The 22,373-nt window shown below is 63.7% G+C and carries 17 protein-coding genes; 11 read left to right on the forward strand and 6 right to left on the reverse strand.

Translation table 11 applies throughout. The features are described from left to right. Positions 1–11: 11 nt before the first annotated feature. From BM177_RS00325 to BM177_RS00355, 7 genes are all read left to right on the forward strand, one after another. Positions 12–509, forward strand: a complete 498-nt coding sequence (locus BM177_RS00325; protein ID WP_175492441.1) for a lipocalin-like domain-containing protein — start codon at positions 12–14, stop codon at positions 507–509. A 224-nt stretch (positions 510–733) separates the two neighbouring features. Further along, complete coding sequence (locus tag BM177_RS00330) at positions 734–1,627, forward strand: DnaJ C-terminal domain-containing protein (protein WP_091675732.1); 894 nt, start codon at positions 734–736, stop codon at positions 1,625–1,627. After that, positions 1,628–1,909: a chaperone modulator CbpM gene (locus BM177_RS00335; RefSeq protein WP_244532010.1), complete on the forward strand. Its 282-nt coding sequence runs from the start codon at positions 1,628–1,630 to the stop codon at positions 1,907–1,909. Between the two features lie 183 nt (positions 1,910–2,092). After that, positions 2,093–2,815 (forward strand): pirin family protein, encoded by a 723-nt coding sequence (locus BM177_RS00340; RefSeq protein WP_091675735.1) that lies wholly within the window; start codon positions 2,093–2,095, stop codon positions 2,813–2,815. Positions 2,816–3,191: 376 nt separating this feature from the next. Continuing rightward, on the forward strand, positions 3,192–4,874 hold the full coding sequence (locus BM177_RS00345) for an FAD-dependent oxidoreductase (protein ID WP_091677261.1): 1,683 nt from the start codon (positions 3,192–3,194) through the stop codon (positions 4,872–4,874). Between the two features lie 5 nt (positions 4,875–4,879). Further along, positions 4,880–6,589, forward strand: a complete 1,710-nt coding sequence (locus BM177_RS00350; protein WP_091675738.1) for a cation:proton antiporter domain-containing protein — start codon at positions 4,880–4,882, stop codon at positions 6,587–6,589. A 238-nt stretch (positions 6,590–6,827) separates the two neighbouring features. Then, positions 6,828–7,442 (forward strand): hypothetical protein, encoded by a 615-nt coding sequence (locus BM177_RS00355; RefSeq protein ID WP_139223458.1) that lies wholly within the window; start codon positions 6,828–6,830, stop codon positions 7,440–7,442. A 43-nt stretch (positions 7,443–7,485) separates the two neighbouring features. On the opposite strand, the gene BM177_RS00360 is transcribed toward BM177_RS00355, so the two are convergent. Then, positions 7,486–10,755 (reverse strand): cellobiose phosphorylase, encoded by a 3,270-nt coding sequence (locus tag BM177_RS00360; RefSeq protein ID WP_091675748.1) that lies wholly within the window; start codon positions 10,753–10,755, stop codon positions 7,486–7,488. A gap of 183 nt (positions 10,756–10,938) precedes the next feature. Next, positions 10,939–11,769 carry a tellurite resistance TerB family protein gene (locus tag BM177_RS00365; RefSeq protein ID WP_091675752.1) on the reverse strand — a complete coding sequence of 277 codons (831 nt, stop codon included), beginning with the start codon at positions 11,767–11,769 and terminating at the stop codon, positions 10,939–10,941. 385 nt (positions 11,770–12,154) lie between these two features. On the opposite strand from BM177_RS00365, the gene BM177_RS00370 reads away from it, so the two are divergent. Then, a complete protein-coding gene (locus tag BM177_RS00370) occupies positions 12,155–12,700 on the forward strand; it encodes a sigma-70 family RNA polymerase sigma factor (RefSeq protein WP_175492442.1) in 546 nt (181 codons plus the stop codon). Next, positions 12,697–13,359 (forward strand): ChrR family anti-sigma-E factor, encoded by a 663-nt coding sequence (locus BM177_RS00375; protein WP_091675756.1) that lies wholly within the window; start codon positions 12,697–12,699, stop codon positions 13,357–13,359. Before BM177_RS00370 ends, BM177_RS00375 begins: the two co-directional genes overlap by 4 nt. Positions 13,360–13,635: 276 nt before the next feature. On the opposite strand, the gene BM177_RS00380 is transcribed toward BM177_RS00375, so the two are convergent. From BM177_RS00380 to BM177_RS00395, 4 genes are all read right to left on the reverse strand, one after another. Then, on the reverse strand, positions 13,636–15,312 hold the full coding sequence (locus BM177_RS00380; protein ID WP_091675760.1) for a formate--tetrahydrofolate ligase: 1,677 nt from the start codon (positions 15,310–15,312) through the stop codon (positions 13,636–13,638). Positions 15,313–15,372: 60 nt separating this feature from the next. Further along, complete coding sequence (locus tag BM177_RS00385) at positions 15,373–16,314, reverse strand: D-2-hydroxyacid dehydrogenase (RefSeq protein ID WP_091677269.1); 942 nt, start codon at positions 16,312–16,314, stop codon at positions 15,373–15,375. A gap of 375 nt (positions 16,315–16,689) precedes the next feature. After that, entirely contained in the window at positions 16,690–17,883 is a 1,194-nt protein-coding gene (locus BM177_RS00390) for an aminotransferase class V-fold PLP-dependent enzyme (protein WP_091677273.1), read from the reverse strand. A gap of 148 nt (positions 17,884–18,031) precedes the next feature. Continuing rightward, positions 18,032–19,297, reverse strand: a complete 1,266-nt coding sequence (locus BM177_RS00395) for a glycerate kinase type-2 family protein (protein ID WP_091675762.1) — start codon at positions 19,295–19,297, stop codon at positions 18,032–18,034. 698 nt (positions 19,298–19,995) lie between these two features. Here BM177_RS00395 and BM177_RS00400 point away from each other — a divergent pair. Beyond that, positions 19,996–21,186: a malate--CoA ligase subunit beta gene (locus tag BM177_RS00400; protein ID WP_091677275.1), complete on the forward strand. Its 1,191-nt coding sequence runs from the start codon at positions 19,996–19,998 to the stop codon at positions 21,184–21,186. Positions 21,187–21,419: 233 nt separating this feature from the next. Then, entirely contained in the window at positions 21,420–22,316 is an 897-nt protein-coding gene (gene sucD / locus BM177_RS00405) for a succinate--CoA ligase subunit alpha (RefSeq protein ID WP_091675765.1), read from the forward strand. Positions 22,317–22,373: the final 57 nt, after the last annotated feature.

Raw genomic sequence — 22,373 nt, forward strand, 5'->3', positions numbered from 1 at the left:
AGGAAATCTTCATGCCGCGCAAACCCCAATCGAAAATACGAGCCGCGCTGATCGCATTTTGTGGACTCTGCGCGCTTGCCGCCGGCGTCCGCGCCGCCGCGCTTGCGCCAGGCGACATTGTCGGCACATGGCGGATCGTGTCTTACGTGCATAAGGATGCGGCGGGGGAAACCAGCCTGCCGATGGGAGCGCATCCCAACGGCGTTCTGATCGTCGGCGCCGACCGGCGCTGCACGCTCATCGTGGTCGCCGAGGGAAGGAAGGCGGCCCATGACGAGGAGGGCTACGCCGAACTGGCGAAAACCATGATCGGCTATTCGGCGCCCTTTACCGATGAAGCCTATGGCGCCGCGCTGAAGGTCACCCTGCATCCCGACGTGTCTTGGAACGAGACCATGACCGGCGCCAGCCTCGTCCGGTTCGTTTCGCTGGAGGACGGCAAACTCGTCGTGAGAAGCCCGCCGGGGCCAAACGGCGCCGCCGTGGCGAAGTTCGAGCGCGCGCGATAGAGCTCTTTCCGATCGCATGAAGTCATGCGATCGATAAGAAATCGCTCCAGAGTCAAAGGCTTGAGCATATTCTTGTCGATTGGATCAATTCAATCCAATCGGAATATGCTCTAGGACTTCCTTTCCCGCGCGGCGACATTTCCCGGCGGGCGCGATAGAATGGCCTTCCAACAGGCGCGCGACAGGCGCGGCGCGCCGGCGGATCGAACCCGCGAGGAACCCTGGTGAGTCAAGACCCTTACGAACTTCTGGGCGTGTCCAAAAGCGCCTCCGCCGACGAACTTCGCAAAGCCTATCGCCAGTTGGCGAAAAAGCTGCATCCCGATCTTAATCCCGGCAATCGCGAGGCCGAGGAGAAGTTCAAGGCGGTCGGCTCGGCCTACGATCTTTTGAGCGATCCGGAAAAGCGGGCCCGGTTCGACCGCGGCGAAATCGATGCGTCCGGCGCGGAGCGGCCGCCGCAGAATTACTACCGCGACTACGCCGGAGACAGCGCGGGCCGCTACCAGAACGACGCGGGCTACGCCGACATGATGGACGACGACATTCTGTCGGGTCTGTTCCGGCGCGCGCGGGCCAACGCCGGCGGCCGGGATCTGCGCTACAAACTGCCGGTCGAGTTTCTCGACGCGGTCAATGGCGCGACCAACCGGGTCGCCTTGCCGGACGGCTCGACGCTTGACGTCGCCGTCCCCCCCGGCACGCGCGATGGCCAGATCCTGCGGCTTCGCGGCAAGGGCGAGCCCGGGATGGGCGGCGGCAAGCCCGGCGACGCGCTTGTCGAAATCGAGGTGAAGCCGCACCGCTTCTTCACCCGGGAGGGCGACGATATCCATCTTTCCCTGCCGATCGGCCTCGCCGAGGCCGTTCTCGGGGGCGAGGTGCGCGTGCCGACGACGACCGGCGCCGTCGCGATGAAAGTGCCCAAGGGCTCAAGCACGGGCGCGGTGCTTCGCCTCAAGGGCAAGGGCGCCGCGCGGCCGGACGGCGGGCGCGGCGACCAGTATGTCAATCTCAAAGTCGCGCTCCCGGACAAGATCGATCCGGAGCTTGAGGAATTCATGGCGAACTGGGCCGCGGGGAAAATTCAAAACCCGCGCGCGGGAATGGAGGCCTGAATGATCGACCGCGACCAATTCCTCGCCAGAACCCGGCTCGAGATCGAGACGCTCGAAATCTGGATCAGGGACGAATGGCTGGTCCCGCATCGAAGTGAGGCCGGCGCGACCTTCTCCGACGCCGATGTCGCGCGCGCCCGGCTCATCAACGACCTTCGGCAAGACCTCGGCGTCAACGATGAGGCGGTTCCGGTCGTTCTCCACCTGATCGACCAGATTCATGGCCTGCGGCGGACGCTGCGCGCCTTGCTGGACGAGGCCCGCGATCAGACGAAGCGTTAGAAAACCCATCGGTGGCGGGATTTGGCCCTCCACGCGTTCCCTCCGCGCCCTCCGGACGTTACGGCGCGCCTTCCTCGCTCGGCGCGTTGGCCTTGGCGCATTGGTCTTGGCGCATGCGTTCGCGCCGCCCATATACTGCCAAGCATCATAAATTCCGAGGCCTCATAAATTCCGGAGACGCGAATGATGAAATTGCGCAAGGCCGGCGAACGCGGCCCGACCAAAATCGATTGGCTGGACAGCCGGCACACGTTCTCATTCGGCGGATACCGCGACCCCAACCATACCGGATTCCGGGATTTGCTCGTCATCAACGAAGACCGGGTCAAGCCAGGGGCCGGGTTCAACCCGCATGCCCATCAGGACATGGAGATCATTTCCTATGTGATCGACGGGGCGCTGGAGCATAAGGATTCCATCGGCAACGGCTCCGTCATCCGACCTGGCGAAATTCAGCGGATGAGCGCCGGGTCGGGCATCCGGCACAGCGAATTCAATGCGTCGAAGACCGATCCCGTCCATTTTCTGCAAATCTGGATCGCGCCCGAACGCGCCGGGATCGCGCCCGGCTATGAACAAGCGGCGCTTCCTCCGGTGAGCGCTCCCGCGCAGCTTGATCTGATCGCCGCGCCGTCGGGCGGCCCCGGCGCCGTGGAGCTGCATCAGGATGCGCGGATTTACCGCGGCTCCCTCGAACCGGGCGCGGCGGCGGAGCTTTCTGTCGCGACCGGACGGCACGCCTGGGTTCAGGTCGTCAAAGGGGCCGCCAAGGTCAATGGAATCGCGGTTGCGGCGGGAGACGGCCTCGCCATCAGCGGCGAACCAAAATTGTCCTTCGAGGGCGCAAAACTTTCCTCCGAGAATGAAGGCGAAAAGGCTGAATTGCTGATTTTTGACTTGGCCTAATGCCGGCATGACGCGGGCCTCGAAACAGGACCGCCTATAATTTAGCCTTGCAGCCGCCGTCCGCACGACAAAAAACCAGATTAGATGTGTTCAGCCGGGCGAAATCCGCGCGGCGGCGCCAGAGCGCTTTCCGATCGCATGAAGTCATGCGATCGATCAGAAACCGCTCCGGAGTCAAAGACTTGAGCATATTCTTATCGATTGGATTGATTCAATCCGATCGGAATATGCTCCAGAGCGCTTTCCGATCTCATGAAGTCATGCGGTCGATCAGAAATCGCTCCAGATTCAAAGGCTTGAGCATATTCTTGGGATCGGATTGATTCAATCCGATCAGAATATGCTCGAGCGGTCGCCACGTTCAGCCGGAGGCCCGATGAAGCTCGCCAAACCTGAATTGACCCCGCAGTTCGCGCAAGGCGATGCGAGCGATCCCTACGAGCGCGAAACCCAGACGTTCCCCGTTCTCACGTTGGAGCAGGCGGCGCGGGCTGCGGCCTTCGGAGCCGAGGAACAGCCGGCGCAGGGGATCCTCCTTTATGAGAGGGGCCAGCGCAGTGTCGATTTTTTCCTCGTTCTCGACGGCTCCATAGAGATTTTCGACGAGCGCGACGGTTGCGCCCCGCAGGTCATCACTGTCCACGGAAAACACCAGTTCACCGGCGAACTCGACCTCTTCAATGACCGTCAGATTCTGGTCAGCGCGCGGGCGGGACCGGACGCCCGGGTCGTGCGGATCAAGCGGGCCGATTTCCGACGCCTCGTGACGGCGGAAAGCGATATCGGCGAAATCATCATGCGGGCGTTCATTCTTCGTCGGGTCGGAATGATCCGCCATGGGCAGGGCGGAGTCATCCTCGTTGGCCCCGCGCACGCGGCGGACACGATCCGGCTGCAGCGGTTCCTGACCCGCAACGGCTATCCGCACCGCATGCTCGACACGGATTTTGATCGGGGCGCGGGCGGCTTCCTCAATTGCTTCAAGATTTCCCCCGATCAGCTTCCGGTCGTGATCGACACGCGTCGGAACATCCTCCTGAACCCGCCGAATTCGGCTTTGGCCGACAGTCTCGGATTGACCGAACAGATCGATCCCGAACACGTTCGCGACGTCGTTGTCGTCGGCGCCGGGCCGGCCGGCCTCGCCGCGGCGGTCTATGCGGCGTCCGAGGGCCTCGACACGCTGGTCGTCGAAGTCGAGGCCCCGGGCGGACAGGCGGGAACCAGCTCGAAAATCGAAAATTACCTCGGATTTCCCACCGGCATCTCGGGTCAGGCATTGGCCGGACGCGCTCAGGTTCAGGCGCAGAAATTCGGCGCGCGGCTGGCGATCTCGCGCCAGGCCTCGGGCGTCGATTGCGCGGGGCGGCCGTACCGCGTGCGCCTCGACGACGGCGGAGCGATCAGGGCGAAGACGCTTGTCATCGCGACGGGCGCGCGCTACCGGACGCTCGACGTCGAAAACTATGCTCAATTCGAGGGCCAGGGCGTCCATTACGCGGCGACCGCGATGGAGGCGAAACTCTGCGGCGAGGGGGAAGTCGTTGTCGTCGGCGGCGGAAACTCCGCCGGGCAGGCCGCCGTTTTTCTCTCCCGGTCCACGTCCTGCGTCCATATTATCGTGAGGGGGCAAGGCTTGGCGGCGACGATGTCGAACTATCTTATCGAGCGGATCGAAGCGTCGCCCCGGATCAGGCTGCATACGCAGACGGAGATCACCGGATTGCGCGGCGACGGCGAACTGCGCTCCGTGACATGGTCCAATCGCGCCACGGGCGCCAGCGAGACGAGGCCGATCGGGAATGTCTTCGTCATGATCGGCGCGTCGCCGAACACGGACTGGCTCGACGGCTGCCTGACCCTCGATTCGAAGGGGTTTGTCGTCACGGGAGCGGCGGCGGCGGCTCACGCGACGTCTCCCTATGAAACCTCGCTGCCCGGGATCTTCGCGGTGGGCGACGTCCGCTCGGGATCGACGAAGCGGGTCGCCTCGGCGGTGGGCGAAGGATCGGTGGTCGTCGCCGACATCCATCGTTTTCTCGAAATGAGCGGCGGCTGACGCTGATGGAGCACCCCGTTCCCATTCTGGCCTCGCTCGCTCCCGTTCTGGCGCTGCTGTTCGGCGGCGTCGTCTCCGCGGTCGTCTGCCGCGCCGCCCGTCTCAGCCCTATCGTCGGTTATCTTGCGCTCGGAATCGGACTTCAGGCGAGCGGGGTTCAGCTTTTTCAGGTGACCCCCACGGTTTCCCTCCTGGCGGAACTCGGCGTCGTCTTTCTGCTTTTCGACATCGGACTGCATTTTTCACTCGGCCATATCAAGGAACAGGCGGGCGACATCTTCGGATTTGGACCGGTGCAGGTCTCGCTCGGCGCCCTCGGCCTCGGCGGTCTCGCGATCCTCGGCGGGATGGCGCCGCTCCCGGCTTTCCTGCTCGGCGCGACGCTCGCGCTGTCGTCCACCGCCGTCGTCGCACGGCTGATCGCCGAACGGGGCCAGCAGAATTGTCCCGTCGGGCTGACCGCGACGGCCATCCTGATCTTTCAGGACGTCGCCGCCATCTTCCTCCTCATTGTCGTCAATGAACTCGGCGGCGACGGCGGCGCGATCCTTCCCCATCTGGCGCTCGCGCTCGTCAAGGCCGCCGGAGCGTTCGGCGTCGCCGTCGTCCTCGCCCGGATCGTCGTGCGGCCCTTGTTCGACCTGATCGCGCGAACCAACAACGAGGAGGTCTTCACCGCGAGCGCGCTGCTGGTCGCGCTGGCGGCGAGCTGGGCGACAGGATCGATCGGTCTGTCGCTGACCCTTGGCGCATTCCTTGGCGGCATGATCATCGCCGAAACCCCCTACCGGCCGATCATTCAGGCCGAAACCAAACCGTTCCGGGGCCTGCTGCTGGGATTCTTTTTCATCTCCGTCGGACTGACGCTGAATCTCTCCGCGCTCCGGGATTTGTGGCCGCAGGTGATCGGCGCGACGCTCGCTCTCATCGCCACGAAGGTTCTGACAAACGCTCTGTCGAGCCTCCTCTTCCGCTGGTCGGGGCCGGGGTCGCTTCAACTGGGGTTCCTTCTCGCTCAAGGATCAGAGTTCGCCTTCGTGATCTTGAGCCTTCCGCCGATGCGCCAGCTGATCGGCGACGAGGCCACGTCCGTCGTCATCGCCGCCGTGGCGCTGAGCCTCGTCCTGACGCCAACGCTCGCGCAGCTTGGCCGCTCTCTGGCGGGACGGCTGCGCGCGCGGCGCCGGACAGCGATCGACAGCGAGGAACTGGAACGCGATCTCGCGGCGCCGGTCATGATCGTCGGCATGGGCCAGACCGGCCGAACCGTCGCCGACGCCCTCAACGAATTCGAGATCGGCTACCAGGCGATCGAACGCGACCAAAGCCGCTACGCCGACGCAATCGCCGACGGTTACGCCGTCTTTTTCGGCGACGGAGCCGATCCCCGCATCTGGGAGCCGGTCCAGATGCATCAGCGCAAGATCGCGGTGATTACCGAACCGACGCTCGAAATCTCCCGCGCCCTGACGCCTCTGGCGGACCAATATTATCCCGACCTGAAACGATTCGCGGCCATTTCCGACGCGGCGAGCATCGAGGATTTCCTCGCGGCGGGCCTCACCCCCGTCGTCGACCGCAGCATGCCGCCGGGGCTCGACATGGCGGCGGCGGTGCTGAGTGATCTGGGCGTTGACGGCGCCGCGGTCGGAACCTGGATGCGGCGTCAGCAGGACCGCGCGCTCGATGCGCTTTCGGAAGCCAAGGCCGCATAAGCGGCGGAGCGTAAAGGCGAAGGCGGCAGGGGAGGAGGTGGCAAGGGAGAAGGCGGCAAGGGCGGGAGGCGGATTCGTCCGTTGAGCCTGTCGCGCCTTGAATTCATGACGCCCGTGTCATATGATAGAAGCCATAAATTTCTAAAATATCTTTTCGTCCGTATTTGGCTCGATCATTTATTTTCAAATCATTTCCGGGAGGCACGCCTTGATTATTTCCCAAGGGAGCGCGCGCGCTTTGACCTTTGCGCTTGCGCTTGCGTCCTTCACGCTGCCGATCTCGCTCAATACTGCGAACGCGGGATTTTTCGATTTTCTGTTTTCGTCGCCGCAGCCCGCGCCGAGCAATTATGCGCCGCAGCCGCGCGGTTTGCGCGAGGCGCACAGCCATCGGTTCTTTCATCTGCGGTCGTCACGGCGTTTCGCGGAACATCATCCAACGCGCGACGACCACCGGCGCGCGACCAAGCAGATTGTCCTGCGCCATCCGAAGTGGGACGACAAAGACGCCTGTTGCAGATCGCGGGAGGCGGCGCGCCCGGCGCCTGTGCTTCTTGACGACGAGAGCCTCCGCGAAGGCGATGCGGTGATGACACATTCCGGGATCAAGGTTTTCACTGGAGACGCCGGTCCTCATCACAAAATCGATGATTTCGCCCTGGTCCGGGACGCCGGCATCCCGAAACGGGCGCGCAAGGCCCTTCTCGCAATGGACCCGTACCGTACAGGCTCCAGTGCGCTTCCGGTTGCAGCCGGCTTGACCACGGGCCGGTCCGCGGCGGAGCCGCTTGTCGCGCCCGGCGCGATGATCGTCGACCCGAAGGGCAATAATGTGCGTTACGTCGGACCCTGAACGCGCCGCGCCTTTAGAGCATATTCCGGCGCCGTTTGAGAGATCACGCCTGAACGTCGTCCCACCGCAGCCGCGCCTCCACACGCCCCGAGGGAAGCAAAGGCTGCGCGATCCGCTCTCCCCATTTGCGTCTTTGGCCAAAGAGCAAGCGGATCAGGACATTGGCGTAAAGGCCCGGGCCGCTCGAATAGACGCGCCATCCGCCTTCGACCTCGATCTGTCCCGCCGCCACCCGCGCCCATTCGGCGCTGGCCGCGTAACGGTCGGCAAACGCCGCGTCGCTGCTGCTGAAATAGGCGTTGCGCTGGCGCAGGCCGCCCTGGGGCAACAGGTCGGTGACGGCGATCGGGTTCGCGACCTGCAGCGCGTCCCATAGCGGTCCGGCTTCGCCCAGTCCCGCCATGGCCTCGGCGTAACGAAGATGGGCGTGGACATACATCAATCCGATCTCGCGGCCGAAAAAGGAGGCGGACTCGGCGCGCTTGAATATCGTTTGCGGGCCGCCCCTGTAGACGACGGGGCGGTCGATCAGCCTGACGCCGTCGGGAAAAAGGAGATGAGCGCGAATGAGCGCGAGGTGATGCGCCGCCTGGTCCGGCGTGAACAGGCCGCCGATGATCCCCCTCGTCATCGGGAGCAGGGAATATTTCAGACCCGTGCGCGCATCGGACGGATGAATGAGCAGTTCCGGCTCGCCGCCTCCGGGCGCGAACACGCCATAGCCGGCGACCGCGCCATCGCGAATGAGCAGGCGGTTGAAATCGGCTTCTATCCGGGCGGCGAGGTCGCGGGCTTTTGCCGAAGCGGCGGGGCGATCCGCGCGGAGCAGCGCTTCGGCGTAACGCCAAAGCTGCTGAAACAGCAACGCGACCGTCCAGCTGCTCACCATCCAGTCGCGCATCCTTGGATCGACCGGCTGCAACGAATCGTTCCAGTCTCCCTCGCCATAGCGGATGAGGCTGGTCCCCGGAATGAACCGCGCGCAAACGACCGCGAGCAATTTCTCGACATGCGCGGCGACGCTGTCGGTCCGCGCCGTTTTTTCCAGCGTGTCCTCCCGCCGCCATGCGACCGGCTCATCGAGAAAACCAAGATCGTTCGTCGCCTCGAGATAATCGTTGAGGGCCTTGAGCGGCCATACGATGACGTCGCCATGGCTCGATCGATCCTGAATGGCCGAATAGGGTTCGAGCATGAACCATTGCGGCCAGTCCCCCTTCGTTTCGTACTGCTGCGCGAACACGATGCGCAGGATCTCCTTGACCGGCGCGTCATGCTCGAGGGCGAGAAGGAATTCGACGGGACCCTGGCAGACGTCGCGCGTTCCCCAGGCCGCGCCGGTATATTGCTCAAGGCCGTGCGGGCAGGTCAGATGAATCATCGCGTCATGCGCAAGCCAGGGAAAAAAGACGTCGAGGGCCTCGCCGCGGTCCCCGCCGTCCTCGATGCGAAGGCTGCGCGTCACGCGCCGCCAGTAAGCGGCGGCGGGCGCCTGCATGTCTTCGTCGCGGACGCCCCGTGCGTATCGATCAGCCAGAAGCTCCGCGCGCGCCGGATCGTCCATCGACCCCGTGACGGCGAAGCAGAGTTCGCGCGTCGGGAGCGTCCGGAACGCAAGATAGTCGCCGGCGCGGGGGCGCCCGTCGGCATAGAGAAGTTCGTCGCCGCCCCATGCGTCGATCGCGTCCGGCGTGCTGGTGACGAGATGATAGACGGCTTGAGGAAAGCGCTGTCCCCAAAGCGAATCCGGATCCGGACGGAGCGCTGAGCGTCGGGCGGCGGCGTCCGCTTCGATCCGGCCCTTGTGATCGAGTTCGCGCTCCCCTGCGGCGAGATGCCCGAAGACCAGGAATCGGCACGGCTCGCCGTCCACGGCGACACGCCATTGCATCGCGGAATCCGCGCCCGAAGCGATCGCGCGGATCGAGATGATCCGAGCGTCGAAGCGATAGATCCAGCGGCAATGGCCAAGGCCCATGTCGAAGGCGGATGGAACGGTCAACCACCGCCAGCCCTCGCCCGCGTCGACCAGCATGCGCAGACCGCTGGAGCGAATGACGTTGTAGGGTTCGCGCGAAACCGAAAACAATTTGTGGAACGACGTGTTGCCGATCGTCAGCTGGGCCGAGAAGACGCCGTGCATCCAGCCCGTGGCGCAGAGCGTTTCCTCGTCGGGCAGCATCGCCTGGCCCGACCGCATCAAGGCCCCATGGCGCCTCGTGATGAGCAGCTCCTTCGCCTTCAGGACCACATGGCGGTTGTGCGGCGGATCCGGCATGAAAAACGACAGAAGCCGTCCGTCGATCCTTTCCTCGCGAAGACGGTCGGGGAAGAGGCGAAGCAGATCCGTGTCGTCGAGATCGCGCGCCGGAACGGCGGCGGCGGCCTGAACGAGGCTGACATCCGGCGACGCCAGATCCCCGCGGCCCATTGCGGCGGGAACCCGAACATCCGGCCAGGAACAGGCGTCGATCCGCGCGAGGTCCTCGGGGCCGGAGGCCGCCGGATGATCGGAAACGAAGAGGGCGAAGAATCTCCAGACCGCCTTCGTTCCGCGGACAAGAGCGACATGGGGGGATTGAACCGCGGCGCAGGCCATCTCGTGCTGGAGGCGAATTCCGGGCAGATCGGCCCCCGAGCCGAACGGCGGCTCGGCGCAATCGCGAAACGCGGGGCCGAAGACCTGCTTGCCGTCGGTCGCGAAGGCCGCGGCCCCATCGAGGCAGCCATGGACCGCCCATGGGTTTTTCCCGTCCTGCGCCAGATTCTGGCGGCTCATGACGACAGGCCCATAAAGCCCGTGCCGCTCGATGTGATGATCGATATATTGCGAGGCGTAGGCCTCGTTGTTCATCAGGAAACCACGCTCGCCAAGGCCAAGATCCTGAACGAAGAGCGCATCGGCCATCAGGGCGCCGTCCGCGTCATGCTCCGCCTCAAGTCGCCAGACCCACGCCGGTTCGGTTGGATGGAGCCAAAGGATCGCGCGATGGCGGACCCCGCCTGTCTCCCCTTCCCAGACAAACCTGTCCGGGAAGGCCGCGAAACGGATCGATGGCTGAGGCCCCAACGCCCGGATAAGAAGCGGCCGCTCGCCGCGGACCCGCAGAAAAAGCGCTCCGGCACCGCCGCCCACGGCCGCGCCAAGGAGCTGGTTGACGAGAATGGGCGCGGCAGATTGCCTGTGCTCGATCGAAAAAACGCACCCGTTCGGGAGGACGCGAATCGAAAGACCGGCGTGATTCTTGATTTCGCGTAATTTAAGGTCGCAATCGCGCGGCGTCGTCCAAGTCCGAATGTCCGGAGACCGCATCCTGATTTCCTCCCGGCGATGTATTGATCCTGGCGGTCGGCTCGCGAAAGATCAATTGGGCCGGATTCTCCTCCCGGGTGCGAGGCCCGCAGGATTCGGACATCCTCTCTCGTGTCTCTCGACCCTTTGAGGACTTAGGACCTGCGAAAGGGCGAGGCGTTCCGCGCGAACGGGCCGTCGGAACTAATGCGATGTCGGGGCGATGGCCAAAACCGCGGCGTCCAATTGCCCGACCAGCTTTGGATCAAGCGCCAGAGCTTCGGCGAGACTGTTCAGGAAAGCCTTCTCCGGAGCGCTCTCCGCGACGAGATGGGCGGCGGTGTACGCCTGCAACGCCAATTCCTTTGACGAACCGACGCCCAACGCGATGTCCGCGACCGTCGAGGGACGCGCGATCTCAGCGTCAAGAAATTCGGCGGCTTGCGGGTTGAGGCCGCCCTCCTTCAATTCGCCGAGAATCCTCGCCCGCTGGGCGGGATCCACCACCCCGTCGGCGGCGGCGGTCGCGATCATGGCGCGAACGAGGAGCAGGGCCGAATCGTTGGAATGCGCCGTTTCCGCGAAGCCGGACCCTTCGGGAGCGCTGGTCAGCTGTTCAAGCCCCGGAACGCCTTCGGTCAACGGGCGGCCCGCCTGATAATTTTGGAACGCTTTATAAGCAATCCCGCCGATCGCCGCGAGGCCGCCGAGCTTGACCGCTCCGCCGGTCACCGCCCGCCCGCCCCTGGTGCCAAGAAGCACCGCCGCCAAGCCGCCAAGAGCTGCGACCGCGCCCAACGGATTTTGATCGACCACATCCTTCGCCTTGCCGACATAGCCGGCGGCCTCGGTGCCTTCCAGACGATCCTTCGCCTGGCCGAGGGCCCCGGACACCGCCGCGGCGGCGCTGTTCGCCGCCTCGCTCGCGGCCTGCTTGCCGCGCTCCAGAGCATCCGCCGCGGCCGCCGCGGGATCGCGGCCCGAACCGGGAACCCCGCCGGTGAGCACGTTCAAGAGTTCCTTTGCGTCAAACATGGCTGTCACTCCAAAAATTTGGAAATGCTGGATGAACGTTGGCGCTCGAACGGGCCCGGCTTAAGCACAGCGCCTGCGATCGACCACTCTTGCTCAGATAGTGATCAACGCGGGACTTAGCAAAGTTTGGCGACGAATTGCCGACAGCTGGCGGCGGCGAAGGCGGCTGGCCGATGATCCGCCGCGCCCCGCCCCGCGTATCATGGCCATGGCGTCGTCACTTTTGCTTTTCGGACCTCTCGATTACCGCATGTTTGGACATGGCGCGCTTGTGCGCCGGGGTTCGCGTGGTGTAGGAGCGGCGAAAGCCCATAGTCGGAATTCAACGGTGCAAACGCCGTCGACCAAAAGCAAGACGCCTTCAGACGCTCCGGAAGCGGTTCGGATGGCTGAGCGATTAGTCGCGATTGGCCGGTCCGGCGATCGCGAAGCCTTCGCGGCGCTCTTTGAATATTACGCCCCTCGGCTCAAGGCGTACCTGCTGCGGGCCGCCCGCGACCCCTCGATCGCCGACGAGGTGATGCAGGAAACAATGGTCATGGTCTGGCGGAAGGCGGCCCAATACGATCCGGCGAAGGCGTCCGCGGCCACCTGGATTTTCACCATAGCCCGAAATCTCCGCATCGACGCGTTCCGGCGCGGCCGGCGGCCCGAGATCGATCCAAGCGATCCGGCGTTGGTCCCGGAAATGGACCTGCCGGCCGATCAGGCGATCGTCCGCCAGGAAGCAGAATCCGGTTTGCGCAAGGCGATGGCCGCCCTGTCCGAGACCGAACAGCAGCTGCTGCAACTGGCCTTTTACGAGGACCTGTCGCACAGCTCCATCGCCGCCCGGCTCGGGGTTCCGCTCGGCACGGTAAAATCCCGGATCAGGATGACGTTCGCAAAACTGCGTTCGTCTCTGGAAAAGTCAGAGGATGAGGGACGATGAGCATCCGTCATCACGTCAGCGACGATCTTCTCGTCAGTTATGCGGCCGGAAGCCTGTCCGAAGGCTGGAGCCTTCTTGTCGCGACTCATCTCGCCCTTTGCCCGCGTTGCCGCAGCCGCAACCGGTCGGCTGAGGCCATTGGCGGCTGGATGCTGGACTGCGCCGGGGCCGAGCCCGTGGCCACGGGGAGTCTCGCAAGCGTCATGGCCCGCATCACAGACGCAAACCCGCTGCAATCTCAGCAACGCGGGTGCGCGGAAAGCACGCCATGCTCTCATGATCTGCCCGAACCCCTGCGCGGATACGCCGGGGGCGAGCTTGCCGAACTCGGCTGGCGTCGTGTCGGGTTCACCGCCGCGCGCGTCGAGATCAAGACCGGCGATCCTGAAACGCAGGTCCGATTGCTGCGCTTCCCTCCGGGGATGGAGGTGCCCGAACACGGCCACGGCGGCCGCGAGCTGACCCTGATATTGTTCGGGAGCCTTCACGACGGCGGCTGCGTTTTTGAGCGCGGCGACGTCGCCGACGTGGACGAAACCGTCGAGCACACGCCAAAGGCTGGCCCCGAGACCGGATGCGTTTGCCTCGCGGTGACCAACTCGCCCTTGCGGTTCCGCAGCCTCGCCTTGCGTCTCGTCCGGCCTATCCTGGGGATCTAGCCCGAACGACGGACCCGTTCGGCTCGCCGGGCCTGCGCCTCCCGATGCTCAGATCGGTAAAGCGGCGGCGGCGGTTCTCGCCGGCAAGCGGAGCACAGGGCGCTCCGCTGATTGAGCTCGGACGGATTTCGCTCCCCCATCAGAGACGGGAAAGGACCTCAGCTCGAGCATATTCCGATTGGATTGAATTCATCCCATCGACAAGAACATGCTCAAGTCTTTGACTCTGGAACGGTTTCTGATCGATCGCATGACTCCATGCGATCGGAAAGCGCTCTAAAACAGGCCGACGACCTTACCCTGTTCGTCGAGGTCGATCTTGACCGCGGACGGCACCTTGGGCAGCCCAGGCATCGTCATGACGTCGCCGCAGACGAGAACGATGAATTCGGCGCCGGCGGCGAGGCGCACCTCGCGAATGTTGATCTCGTGGCCGGACGGCGCACCGCGAAGCTTCTGATCCGTCGAGAACGAATATTGCGTCTTTGCGATGCAGACCGGATAATGGCCGTAGCCGGCGTCCTGCAGCTTCTTGATCTGATTTCTGATCTTGAGGTCCGCCGTGACCTCGCTGGCTCCATAGAGCTTTTTCGCGATGGCCGTGACCTTGTCCCACAACGTCGCGTCGTCTTCGTAGACGAACCGGAAATCGCTGGGCGTCTTATCGATGAGATCGACGACCGTTCGCGCAAGGTCGACGGCGCCCTTGCCTCCTTCGGCCCAGTGGCGGCACACGACCACCGGCGCTTCATGATGCGCCAGTTTCTTTTTGAGCAGGTCGATTTCAGCGTCTGTATCGAACGTGAAATGATTGATCGCGACGATGCAGGGCAGCCCGAAATGGTTGCGGATATTGTTGACGTGGCGTTCGAGATTGGCGATTCCGTCCGCGAGCGCTGCAAGGTTTTCGGTGTTGAGTTCCTTGAGGTCGGCGCCGCCGTGATATTTGAGCGCCCGGATGGTCGCAACGATCACGGCCGCCTGCGGGCGCAGTCCGGATTTCCGGCATTTGATGTCGACGAACTTCTCCGCGCCGAGGTCGGCGCCAAATCCCGCCTCCGTGACGACATAGTCGGAGAGTTTCAGCGCGGTCTTGGTGGCGAGGACCGAGTTGCAGCCATGCGCAATGTTGGCGAACGGGCCGCCATGGATGAAGGCGGGATTGTTTTCGAGCGTTTGCACGAGATTGGGCTGCAAGGCGTTCTTCAAAAGCACGGCCATCGCGCCATGGGCGTGCAGATCCGCGGCGAGAATCGGCTTTTGCTCCCTGGTGTAGCCGACGACGATCTTGCCGAGTCTCTCCTTGAGATCCTTGATCGAGGTGGCGAGGCAGAAGATCGCCATGATTTCCGAGGCCACGACTATGTCGAAACCGTCCTGCCGCGGAAAGCCGTTGCCGACGCCGCCGAGGCCGACGACGATGTCCCGGAGCGCTCTGTCGTTCATATCCACGACGCGCTTCCAGGCGATCCGCCTGATGTCGAAACCGAGTTCGTTGCCGTGGTGAATGTGATTGTCGATCATCGCGGAGAGAAGATTATGCGCGAGGCCGATGGCGCCGAAGTCGCCTGTGAAATGAAGGTTGATGTCCTCCATCGGGACGACTTGCGCGTGGCCGCCGCCCGCCGCGCCGCCCTTCATCCCGAACACCGGACCAAGCGAAGGTTCGCGAAGACAGATCGAGGCTTTCTTGCCGATCAGATTCAGCGCGTCGCCGAGGCCGACGGTGGTCGTCGTTTTGCCCTCGCCCGCCGGAGTCGGGCTGATGGCGGTGACGAGGATGAGCTTGCCGTCCGGCCTGTCGGCGAGACTTTCGATGTAGTCCAGCGATATCTTGGCCTTGTAGTGCCCGTAAGGCTCAAGATATTCATCGTCAATGCCCAGCTTTTCTTTCGCCAGCTGCGTAATCCGCTGCATGTTGGCTTGCTGGGCGATTTCGATGTCCGTGGACATACTTTTTTCCTCCGCTACAGATGAGTCTCAAGCCCGAATTCACGTTTCGGCGTCTGCGTCCTAGGCCTCGACGACGTTTTGCGGCTTGCCGGCGGCGAACGCCTCGACGTTGTCGATCAGTTGATCGGCGAGGATCTGCATCGCCTCTTTGCTGGCCCACGCGACATGCGGGGTGATGATCAAATTCGGCAGCCGCAGATCGAGCAGTATGTTGCCTTGTTTGGGCGGCTCGACCGTGAGCACGTCGAATCCGGCTCCTCCGATCACGCCTTCGGTCAGGGCTTCGGCGAGCGCCGCCTCGTCAACGAGGCCGCCGCGGCCGGTGTTGATCAGGATCGCGTCCCGCTTCATCAGCCGCAGCTCGCGCGGGCCGATCATGTTTTTCGTTTCGGGCGTCAACGGCGCATGCAACGTGATGATGTCGCTTTCGCGCAGCAAGGTCTCGAGATCGACGAGGCCCGGCTGCGGGAATACGTCATAGGGCAGCACTTTCATGCCGAAGGCTTCGGCGATGCGCGCCACTCCCTTGCCGAGCGCGCCGTAGCCTACGATTCCCATCGTCGAACCGCGCATGTCGCGGATCGGATGGTCGAAGAAACAGAACTGGTCGGCTTCCTGCCACTTGCCGGCGCGCACGTCGTCGCGATAGGCGACGATGTTGCGCCGTAACGCGAACGCGAGCGCAAAGACATGTTCGGGAACCGTGTTGAACGCGTAATTGCGGATGTTGGAGACGACAATGCCGCGCGCCTTGCAATAGGCCTTGTCGACGACATCCGTGCCGGTCGCGGCGACCGCGATCAATTTGAGATCCGGAAGCTGCGCGAGGGTCGCCTCGCGCATCGGCACCTTATTGATAATGGCGATGGTCGCGCCCTTCAGACGGTCGACGATCTCCCCGGGGGCGGTGACCTGATAGTCCTTGTAGGTGTTTGCAAAATTCGGCGCCCTCACGTTTGCGTCGAGGGTCGAGCGGTCGAGAAAAACAATCGAATGTTGCACGGTGATGTCGCTCTCTGAACGTTTGCCGGGATGTTGTTCGCCGCCGCGCCTGCGAAGATTTGCGAAAATTTGCGGTAATTTGCAATGAGACGCCCCATGAGGCGCCGGTGTCGAGGCCGCGCGACGCCAGGATCTTTGTCCTGGCGCGCTCGTCGTCAATCATTTCGAACTCGCGCCTTTTGACCGGCGCCATGTCTCGTTTAGGCAGGTCTCGATTGAGGAGGCCAAGTCTCGATTTAGCTCAGTCGCGCGAGCCGAAAAGGCTCTCGACACGGGCCTCGCCACGCGATTTTATGAGCGCTCGAGGCGCGCCAAAAATTTCCGGCGCGCCTTGAGGCTCTATTTCGCGAGCGTGCGTCCCGAATCTCGCCTGGCTCAGGCGGCGGACTTCTTTTCGCCGACCGCATTGGAGGCGCGGAAGTGAGTCTGCGCGGCGGCGACGCCGCTGCCGAGCTTCACATCGATTCCGTTGTCCGCCATCGCCATCTCGGCGCCCGCGAGCGCCCCAAGAACCATGAGTTCGTTGAGATCGCCAAGGTGACCGATACGGAACACTTTGCCGGCCACCTGGGACAGACCGGCCCCGAGGGAGATGTTATACCGGCGGTAGCCCGTGGAGATCACGTCCGCGCCGTTGATTCCCGGCGGCGTCAGGATCGCCGTCACCGTGTCGGAATCCCACTTTGCTTCCTTGGCGCAGGTCTTGAGGCCCCACGCCTTGACCGCAGCGCGCACGCCGCCGGCAAGGTGGTGATGGCGGGCGAACACGTTCTCGAGGCCTTCCTCGAACAGAATCTTGAGCGCTTCGCGCAGGCCGTAAAGCATCGGGAGCGCCGGGGTGTAGGGGAAATAACCGGTCGCGTTGGCCTTGGTCATGTCGTCGAAATCGAAATAGACGCGCTTCAGCTGCGCGGTCTTCGAGGCGGCGAGCGCCTTCGGGCTGGCGCAAACAAAGCCAAGTCCCGCCGGAAGCATAAGCCCCTTCTGCGATCCCGCGATGGCAAGGTCGACGCGCCATTCGTCGGCGCGGAAATCAAGGCTCGCGATCGAGCTGACGCCATCGACATAGAGCAGCGCGGGATGGCCCGCCGCGTCCATGGCCTTGCGGACCGCGCCGATGTCGCTGGTCACGCCGGTGGCGGTCTCGTTGTGGACCGCGAGGACGGCCTTGATCTGATGCGATTTGTCGGCGCGCAGGATCTCTTCGATCTTGTCGGGCTTGACGCCGGTGCCCCATTCTTCCTCGAGAACCTGAACGTCGAGGCCGTGCCGCTGGGCGAGATCAATCCAGAGGTGGCTGAACTGGCCGAAACGGGAGGCGAGCACCTTGTCGCCGGGCGAGAGGGTGTTGGTCAGCGCCGATTCCCAGGCGCCTGTGCCCGAGGAAGGAAAGATAAAAACCTGTCCGTCGGTCGTCTTGAAGACTTTCTTCAATTCCTGAAATAAAGGCAGAGTCAGTTCGGGAAATTTGGGGGACCGATGGTCCTCCATCGGCACCACCATGGCCCGCGTAACGCGGTCGGGGACATTGGTCGGTCCGGGGACAAAAAGAAAGTGTCGGCCCGCCATCATTCATTCTCCATCTTCGATAGCCATTTATTCGTTATCCACGATCACACTGACTAGCATAAGTCAATGCAGCGAGTCATCCGCCGGGGCCTCGCCCCGCGCAGGAATTTTAAGTCTGCCGCCGCCGGGTTCAGCGCCGGCGCGGCGGTCAGCGCTGGACCAGAATCGCGCGAAAATCGTTGACGTTCGTTCGCGTCGGACCCGTCACGACGAGATCGCCGATCGCCGAAAAGAACCCATACCCATCGTTATCGGCGAGCTTCGCCTTGGCCTTGATTCCCTTCGCTTCGGCGCGGGCCAGACTGTCCGGGGCAAGGAGAGCCCCCGCATTGTCCTCGGTGCCGTCAATCCCGTCGGTGTCTCCGGCGAAGGCATGGACGCCCGGATGGCCGTCGAGGGCGACCCCGAGGGCCAGCAGAAACTCGGCGTTTCGGCCGCCGCGTCCCGTTCCGCGGACGGTGACGGTCGTCTCGCCGCCGGAGATCAGCACGCAAGGCGGCGCGATCGGCTGGCCGAAATCGTAGCTCTGGCGGCCGATCGCCGCATGAACAAGGGCGACGTCGCGCGCCTCGCCCTCGATGTCGCTGGCGAGAATGAGGGACGCCACGCCCGCGCGCCGCGCCGCCGCAGCGGCCGCTTCGAGCGACATTTGCGGCGTCGCAATGATGACGTTCTGGACCCCGGCGAGACGGGGATCGCCGGGCTTCAGGGTCTCGGACTGCGGCGATTCGAGATGAGCGCGCACATGCGCCGGCGCCCCGATCCCGTATTTCTCCAAAATCGCCAGCGCGTCGGAGGACGTCGTCGGGTCGGCCACCGTCGGACCCGAGGCGATGACGCAGGGATCGTCGCCCGGAACGTCGGAGATCAGCAGCGCGGCGACCCGGGCGGGAGCCGCCGCCGCCGCCAGCTTGCCGCCCTTGATCGCAGACAGGTGCTTGCGCACGCAGTTCATTTCGGAGATCGTCGCGCCGCTCTTCAGCAAAGCCTTGTTGATCCCCTGCTTGTCGGCCAGCGTCACGGCGGCCGCGGGCAACGCCAGCAAGGCGGAGCCGCCGCCCGAGATCAGGCAGAGAACCAGATCGTCCGGGGTCAGCCCCTGCACCATGGCGTAGATGCGCTCCGCCGCCTCGCGGCCCGCGGTATCCGGCACCGGATGCCCGGCCTCGACGATTTCGATGCGGCTGCACGGCGCGCCATGGCCGTAACGGGTGACCACCAGACCTTCGAGCGGCCCGTCCCAATGATCCTCGACCGCCTTCGCCATCGCGCCCGCGGCCTTGCCGGCGCCGACGACAATGGTGCGCCCAAGCGGCTTTGGGGGCAGATGCGCGGGAAGACAAACGGCGGGCGAGGCCGCGCCGACCGCCGCGCTGAACATATCAAGGAGCAATTGCCGGGGATCAGAAATCATGAGGATTTTTCCGCCTCATCTGGGCGCGGTGAGCAGGGATCGCCGAACGGGGCGGCGGAATTCGGGTGATGCGTCAACGAAAGGACGGCGTAGAAGAAAAATTTATCCCGGTCTGCGGCGTCCGGCAAAATGGAACCGCGCGCCGGCCTCGAAAAACGACAATCTTGTTTTTTTCCGCGCGTTGCCGTTATAACCGCGAATAATCGCGTTTCAACCGTTTTTCTCGCCGCTTCGTCAGGAAGGAGTCAGGCTCGGCGCCGACGCGGCGCGGGTCGACGGCAGACCGATAACGGCGAAGTCAATGGCGGCGAACTCGATGGCGGCGAAACGGCGCGCGCTCTTCATAGACCAAGCCGTCTCTCTAGTCATAGCTGTTCCTTTGATCCAAGCCGTTCTTCCTATCCAAGACGTTCCTCTCATCCAAACCTTTGCAGATCATTGGTCGGATCCGTTGCAAGTCGCATTTGTTGCAAGTCGCATTTCAAGTGTCTATGCAAGCCGTCAACGGATGAGTTGATGCGTCCTGGAATTTTAAATAAGGTTTTCGGAAGCGCTCCGGATCCCGGTCGTCCCGCGCAAAACACTCGGACAACCGAACCAAGGGTTCAACAACAAGCCTGGGCGCGTCCGGCGAAATTTTAGTGAAAGTTTGAGTTCGCTTCTTGCGGAGCGGACAACAGAAGTCGGAGGAGGGGAAGCTGGACATTCACGAGTATCAAGCCAAGGAAATCTTGGGCAATTTCGGCGTGGCGACGCCACGCGGAGCGATCGCTTACAGTCCCGACCAGGCGGTGTATTGCGCCACCGAACTCGGCGGATGGCATTGGGCGGTCAAGGCGCAGATCCATTCCGGCGGCCGCGGCAAGGCCGGCGGCGTCAAGCTCTGCAAGACCTACAACGAGGTCCGCGCCGCCGCGACCGAACTTCTCGGCAAGACTCTCGTCACCAATCAGACGGGCCCTGAGGGCAAGGTCGTTCAGCGCGTCTATATCGAAGCCGCCGAACCCTTCGAGCGTGAAATCTATCTCGGCTTCGTGCTCGACCGGAAAGTCGAGCGCGTGCGCATCATCGCGTCCCGTTTCGGCGGAATGGAGATCGAGGAAATCGCCAAGACCCACCCGGAAGAAATTCTCCAGGTCGTGGTCGAGCCGGCGGTCGGCCTGCAGGCCTTCGAGGCGCGCGAACTCGCTTTCGGCCTCGGCCTCAACCTGAAACAGGTCAGCCGCGCGGTCTCGACGATTCTTGGCTGTTACCGGGCTTTCCGCGATCTCGACGCGACCATGGTCGAGATCAACCCCCTCGTCATCACCAAGGATGACCGCGTGCTGGCGCTCGACGCCAAGATGTCGTTCGACGACAACGCGCTGTTCCGGCGCGGCGCCGTCTCCGACATGCGCGACCATTCGCAGGAAGACCCCCGCGAGGTCCAGGCCGCCGAGCACAATCTCAATTATGTCGGCCTCGACGGCAACATCGGCTGCATCGTGAACGGCGCCGGCCTCGCCATGGCGACGATGGACATGATCAAATACGCGGGCGGCAATCCGGCCAACTTCCTCGACGTCGGCGGCGGCGCCTCGCCCGAACGCGTCGCGGCGGCGTTCCGCCTCGTGCTGTCGGACCGCAACGTGCGGGCGATCCTCGTCAATGTGTTCGCCGGCATCAACAGGTGCGACTGGGTCGCCGAAGGCGTCGTCAAGGCCTGCCGGGAGATCAACGTCGACGTGCCCCTGATCGTGCGCCTGTCGGGCACCAATTATGAGGCCGGCCGCGACATCATCAAGAAGAGCGGTTTGCCGATCATTTCCGCCGACACGCTCGCCGAGGCGGCGAAGGCGGCGGTGAATGCGGCCGAGACTGCGCCGCCACGCAAATCCGGGGCGGCCTGAGCGCCCCGGAAGACTGGCGTTATTGAACTGAACCCGCGACGAGGAGAGCCCGGCGACGGCCAAGCCTTTGATTGTCAGCCTTTGATTGCCGGCCTTTGATCATCGCGTCTTTGATCATCTGGCCGCAGTCAGCATGCATTGGCGCCGGCGCCCCTCGTTTTTGTTTTGGCCCATTTTCTGGTTGCGAACATAGCTTCCGCTACGCCTGAAAATGCTCTCCGCGAGTAGCCGACATGAGCATTCTAATCGATGAAAAAAGCCGGGTCCTGATTCAGGGCTTCACCGGCGACAAAGGCACTTTCCACGCCAAGGACATGATCTCCGCCGGCACCAACGTCGTCGGCGGCGTCACCCCTGGCAAGGGCGGCCAGACGCACCTTGGCCTGCCCGTCTTCAACACGGTGAAGGAAGCCGTCCGCGCGACCGACGCCAACGTCAGCATCACCTTCGTCGCGCCGGCCTATTGCGCGGACGCGATCATGGAGGCGGCCGACGCCGGGATCGGCCTCGTCTGCTCGATCACCGACGGCATTCCCGCGCAGGACATGATGCGGGTCAAGCGCTACCTCCTGCGCTATCAGAAAGGGCGCCGCACCCTGATGGTCGGGCCAAATTGCGCCGGCATCATCAGCCCCGGCAAGGCCATGCTCGGCATCATGCCGACCAATATCTACATGCGGGGCTCGGTCGGCATCGTTTCCCGGTCCGGGACCCTTGGCTATGAGGCCGCCGCCCAGATGAAAGACCTTGGCATCGGCGTCTCGACCAGCGTCGGCATCGGCGGCGATCCGATCAACGGCAGTTCCTTCCTCGACCATCTCATCCTCTTCGAACAGGATCCCGAAACGAAGGCGGTCATGATGATCGGCGAGATCGGCGGCCCCCAGGAAGCCGAAGCGGCCGCCTGGATCAAGGAAAACATGACGAAGCCGGTCGTCGGCTACGTCGCCGGACTGACCGCTCCGAAAGGCCGCCGCATGGGCCACGCCGGCGCGATCATCTCGGCGACCGGCGACAGCGCCGCCGAAAAGTCCGAAATCATGAAGTCCTACGGATTGACCGTAGCGCCAAGTCCAAGCGAACTCGGCGCGACCATGGCCAAGGTCCTGGCCCAGGCCGGTGCCCACTAGAGCGCTTTCCGATCGCATGAAGTCTGCGATCGATCAGAAATCGCTCCAGCATCAAAT

The organism is Methylocapsa palsarum, from assembly GCF_900114285.1.
Classification (GTDB): Bacteria; Pseudomonadota; Alphaproteobacteria; order Rhizobiales; family Beijerinckiaceae; genus Methylocapsa; species Methylocapsa palsarum.